Origin of the sequence: Lacticaseibacillus camelliae DSM 22697 = JCM 13995 (assembly GCF_001311195.1) — a bacterium.
GTDB lineage: Bacteria > Bacillota > Bacilli > Lactobacillales > Lactobacillaceae > Lacticaseibacillus > Lacticaseibacillus camelliae.
In genome coordinates this window covers 1-5,241 of the sequence record NZ_BBAJ01000115.1, presented here as the reverse complement: position 1 = coordinate 5,241, position 5,241 = coordinate 1, and the positions used below count along the sequence as shown (strand labels likewise).

2 protein-coding genes and 3 pseudogenes are annotated in these 5,241 nt (G+C 58.5%); all 5 read left to right on the top strand.

Annotation, left to right across the window (positions count from 1 at the left end; translation table 11 throughout):
• On the top strand, positions 1-954 hold a 954-nt coding region (gene trmFO / locus JCM13995_RS12800), incomplete at its 5' end, for a methylenetetrahydrofolate--tRNA-(uracil(54)-C(5))-methyltransferase (FADH(2)-oxidizing) TrmFO (RefSeq protein ID WP_054666290.1).
• Between the two features lie 66 nt (positions 955-1,020).
• Positions 1,021-1,917 (top strand): annotated as a pseudogene (gene xerC, locus JCM13995_RS16435) (tyrosine recombinase XerC).
• A 118-nt stretch (positions 1,918-2,035) separates the two neighbouring features.
• Positions 2,036-2,556, top strand: a pseudogene (gene hslV / locus JCM13995_RS12790) (ATP-dependent protease subunit HslV).
• 11 nt (positions 2,557-2,567) lie between these two features.
• Positions 2,568-3,977, top strand: coding sequence for an ATP-dependent protease ATPase subunit HslU (gene hslU, locus JCM13995_RS12785; RefSeq protein ID WP_054666287.1), 1,410 nt, complete (start codon positions 2,568-2,570; stop codon positions 3,975-3,977).
• A 141-nt stretch (positions 3,978-4,118) separates the two neighbouring features.
• Positions 4,119-4,997 (top strand): annotated as a pseudogene (locus JCM13995_RS12780) (aldose 1-epimerase family protein).
• Positions 4,998-5,241 lie beyond the last annotated feature (244 nt).

Here is a 5,241-nt window from a genome sequence, read left to right as displayed (position 1 = left end):
AACGAGGTGGTCGATGATTTTCCGGAGGGCATCACCGTGGTGGCGACCGGCCCGCTGACGGCTGAAGGGCTGGCCAAGCGGATCGTCGCGCTGAACGGCGAGGACGGGCTGCACTTTTTCGACGCCGCCGCGCCGATCGTTGACGCCAGCTCGATTGATACGGACATCGCCTTTAAGCAGTCGCGCTACGACACCGGCGAGGCCGCGTATTACAACTGCCCGATGAACCGCGACGAGTACTACGCGTTCCAGGACGCCTTGATGAGCGCGCAGGTCGCGGAAGGCCACGAGTTTGAAAACCTCACCGTGTTTGAAGGCTGCATGCCGGTCGAAGTGATGGCCCAGCGCGGCCGGCGGACCCTGCTGTTCGGCCCGCTCAAGCCGGTCGGCCTGATCGATCCGCGCACGGGCAAAGGGCCGTTTGCCGTGGTGCAGCTGCGCCAAGACAACGCGGCCGCCAGCCTGTACAACATGGTCGGGTTCCAGACACACCTGAAGTGGGGCGAGCAAAAGCGCGTCTTTCGCATGATTCCAGGGCTTGAGCACGCGGAGTTCGTCCGTTACGGCGTCATGCACCGCAACACGTACATGAACTCGCCGGTCGTGCTGAAGGACACCTATGAAAGCACCAAGCGCCCTGGCCTGTTTTTCGCCGGCCAGATGACCGGCGTGGAAGGTTACGTGGAGTCGGCGGCCAGCGGCCTGATCGCCGGCATCAACGCCGCGCACCTGGCGCTGGGCGAGCCCACCGAGACTTTTTCGACAGATACGGAAATGGGCGCGATGGCGCATTACATCACGCACACCAGCCCGCGCCACTTCCAGCCGATGAACGCGAACTTCGGGATCATGGAAAGCCTCGATACGCCGATCAAGAATAAAATCGAGCGCAATCAGGCCTACGCGGACCGGGCGCTGGCGGCGCTTGAGCAGCGTCAGCTTCAGCAAGCCTAACCGTTTACAGGATCGCCGGCAGCGGCGGTCCTGTTTGCGTTAAACTAGAAGACAGGAGGTGAGCGCATGGACGAAGTCGAGGAGTTTATGGAATATCTCAAGGTGGAGCGCCATTACACCGAGGACACGCAGCACGCCTACCGCGAGGACCTGGATGACTTCACCCAGTGCCTGAAGGCCAGTGGGCATTTTTCGACGTTTGAAAAAGTCGACCGGCTGGACGTGGAGACCTATCTTTCCGACCTGGCCGACCGCAAGCTGGCGCGCAGTTCGGTGGCGCGGAAAATGAGCAGCATGCGCAGCTTTTACCGCTACCTGATCCGCGTCGGCAAGGCCACGGTCAATCCGTTTGAGCTGGTCGAAACCAAGAAGTCGCACAACCACCTGCCAAGTTTTTTTCTACGAGCAGGAGATTCAAGAACTGTTCACCACAACCGCCGGCGACAAGCCGCTGGACCAGCGCAACGACGCGCTGCTGGAGGTGCTGTACGGCACCGGCATTCGGGTGTCCGAGTGCGCGAACCTGACGCTGCCGCAGATCGATTTCGACTTGGAAGTCATGCTGATTCATGGCAAGGGCAACAAGGACCGCTACGTGCCGTTCGGTAATTACGCCAAGCGGGCGCTGCAGCGTTACCTCAAGGACGGCCGGGTCCAGCTGATGAAAAAAAAGCCGAGCCCACCAATGTAGTGTTCGTCAATCAGCGCGGCAAGCCCATCACCTCGCGCGGCATCGAGTACATTCTCGACCAGCTGATCAAGCAGACCAGCCTGACCGCCGACATTCATCCCCACATGCTGCGGCACAGTTTTGCCACGCACATGCTGAACCACGGCGCCGACCTGCGCACGGTGCAGGAGCTGCTGGGCCACGCCAGTCTGTCCACCACGCAGATCTACACGCACATGACGACCGACCACCTGAAGCAGGACTACATGAAGTATTACCCCCGGCACAATTAAGCACTCTCGACCAGACAGTGCTAAAATCAGTCGAAGGCTGATGTTTCGCGCCAGGCAGACCGGTAAACTAGGAACCATTATGACAGAACGTCATTTTACTCAGATAGGAGATTAAACAATGACAACAATCGCAGCCGTTAGAAAAAATGGGCACACCGCGATCGCCGGGGATGGCCAGGTCACCCTGGGCGAGAAAGTGATCATGAAGGGCAACGCCCAGAAGATCCGCCGCATTTACAATGACCAGGTCGTCATCGGCTTTGCCGGCGGTGTGGCCGACGCCATCACGCTGGAAGACTGGCTGGAAAAGAAGCTGGAAAGCCACGCCGGCAACCTGCGGCGCTCGGCCGTTGCGCTGGCCCAGGACTGGCGCAAGGACCCGACGCTGCAAAAGCTGCAGGCCGAGCTGATCGCGCTGGATAAGGACGACCTGCTGTTGATTTCCGGCCAAGGCGAGGTCATTGAACCAGACGCTGACGTGATCGCCATCGGTTCGGGCGGCAATTACGCCCAGGCGGCCGCGATGGCATGATCCGCCACACCGACATGAGTGCGGAGGACATCGCCAAGGAGGCCATTGAGATCGCCTCGAACATCGACATTTTCACCAACCAGAACATTCGGGTCGAAAGCTTTTAAGGAGGCCGCTTATGTCAGTTAAAACACCTAAAGAAATCGTGGCGGCGCTGGACAAGTACGTCATTGGCCAAGACGAGGCCAAGCGCGCCGTCGCCGTTGCCTTGTACAACCGCTACCGGCGGATGCAGCTGCCGGAGAAAATGCAGCAGGACATCACCCCGAAGAACCTGCTGATGATCGGGCCCACCGGGGTCGGCAAAACGGAAATCGCCCGCCGGCTGGCGAAGGTCGTCAACGCGCCGTTCGTGAAGGTCGAGGCCACTAAGTTCACCGAGGTCGGCTATGTCGGCCGCGACGTGGAGTCCATGGTCCGCGACCTGGCGGACACCGCCGTCAAGATGGAAGAGGACAAGGCCTACGGGAATGTGCGCGGCCGTGCGACCCGCGAGGCCAACAAGCGCCTGGTGCGTCTGCTGGTTCCAGCCATCAAGAAGGAAAAGAAGACCCAAAACCCGATGGCCGAGATGATGACCATGCTGCAGAACATGCAAAACGGCGAGGGCGTCCAGCAGCAGCCCAAGGAAGAAGACGGCGAGCTCAACGACGAGATCCGCAACCAGCGTCTGAGCGTCGCCGACCAGCTCGAAAAAGGGCTGCTTGAGGACAAGGAAATCACGGTGGCCGTTGAGGACGACAAAAAGCCGGCCGGCGCCAGTGACACCATGGGCGCCATGGGCATCGACCTGTCCGACATGATGGGCCAGATGATGCCGAAGCGCAAAGTGCAGTGCACCATGACCGTGCGTGAAGCGCGCGAAGTCTTCATTCGCGAGGAATCCGCCAAGCTGGTCAACCACGCCGACATTTACCACGATGCCATCAAGTCGGCTCAGGACAACGGAATCATTTTCATTGACGAAATCGACAAGATCGCCGCGGGCAACAAGAACACCTCAGGGGAAGTCTCCCGCGAAGGCGTGCAGCGCGACATTTTGCCAATCGTTGAAGGCTCTGTGGTCAACACCAAGTACGGGCCGCTGAACACCGAGCACGTGCTGTTCATCGGCTCCGGCGCGTTTGCCACCGCCAAGCCGTCCGACCTGATCGCCGAGCTGCAAGGGCGCTTCCCGATTCGCGTTGAGCTGAAGGACCTGACGAAGGAAGACTTTGTCCGCATTCTGACTGAGCCGGACAACGCGCTGGTCAAGCAGTACATGGCGCTGATCAAAACCGACGGCGTCAAGGTCACCTTCACCAAGGAGGCCATCGAGCGCATCGCCGAGATCGCCATCGACGTCAACCGCGACACCGACAACATCGGCGCGCGGCGGCTGGCGACGATCCTGGAGAAGCTGCTGGAGGACGTCCTGTACGAAGGCCCTGACATGCAAATGGGTGACATCACCATCACCGAGAAGTACGTCAACGATAAGGTTGGCGACATTGCGGCGGATAAGAACATGACGCGGTACATTCTGTAACCGACGACCAAAAAAATGACGGGCCAGGCGGCGCGTCATTTTTTGCGCGGCGCTTTCGGCTTGAAAGTGAAGCGTTCTCATGGTTTAATTAAAGCCAGTGACTTTTATGGCTAATCAATATTTATCAAAGGAATGAGTTAAATGGTAACGTTGACCAATGATTTTCTCACGGTCACGATCGACCCGCACGGCGCCGAAGTGACCAGCATCATCAACAACAACACCGACCGGGAATATATCTGGCAGGCGGATCCCCGTATTTGGAAACGCCACGCGCCGGTGCTGTTTCCCATTGTTGGCGCGCTGAAGAACGATGAGTACCGCTACAACGGTCAGACGTACCACATGACCCAGCACGGCTTTGCGCGGGACCGCGATTTTGCCGTCGAGCAGCAGTCCAAGACGCGGCGGTGTTCACCCTGACCGACGATGCCGAAACGCTGAAGATGTACCCGTTCAAGTTTGTGCTCAAGCTGACCTTCCTGCTGGAGAACAACGGCCTGACCGTGACGTACCACGTGGAAAACCCGGACAACAAGGATCCGCTGTACTTCAGTATCGGCGGCCACCCTGGCTTCCAGGTCCCGCTGACTGACGACACGAAGTTCGAGGATTACTACCTGGGTTTCCAGCCGCTGAAGTCGCGGGTCCGCGTGCCGCTGGTGGCTGGCCAGGGCATTGACTACGCCCACCGCACGCTTGCCTCGACCGATGCCAACTTGCAGCTGCACCACGAGTTTTTTTAAGAATGACGCGGTGATTTACGAGCTGAACGGCCGCTCGGCGTTCTCACTGCGGTCGGATAAGACGCGCCACGGCGTGATGCTGACGGTGGCCGATGCGCCGTTCATGGGCGTCTGGAGCCCGTACCCGAAAACCGGCAACTTTGTCTGCCTGGAGCCGTGGTGGGGGATTGCCGACACTATCGATGCGACCGGTGACTTCACTAAGAAGCTCGGCATCAACAAGCTGGACCCGATCACGACCTTTGATCACAGCTACCTGATCGAGATTTTCTAAAAAAATTGTGGTCTCTGCGCCTGATTTGATTTATCATTAAAAACGGTAAATTTAGAGAGACGCCAAATTCACAATAATAGAGTTCCCCGCCAGACAAGTGGTGGTCGCGTAGTCGCGACCATCGCTTGTTTTTTTTCGGCCAGCTGACTGGTTCTGGCATTGAGCAGCGGTCAAGGTAGGGAACCGATACGGAGGAAAGCGCATGGATGTTGCAGAATTAGAGACAAAATACCCCCTCAATTTT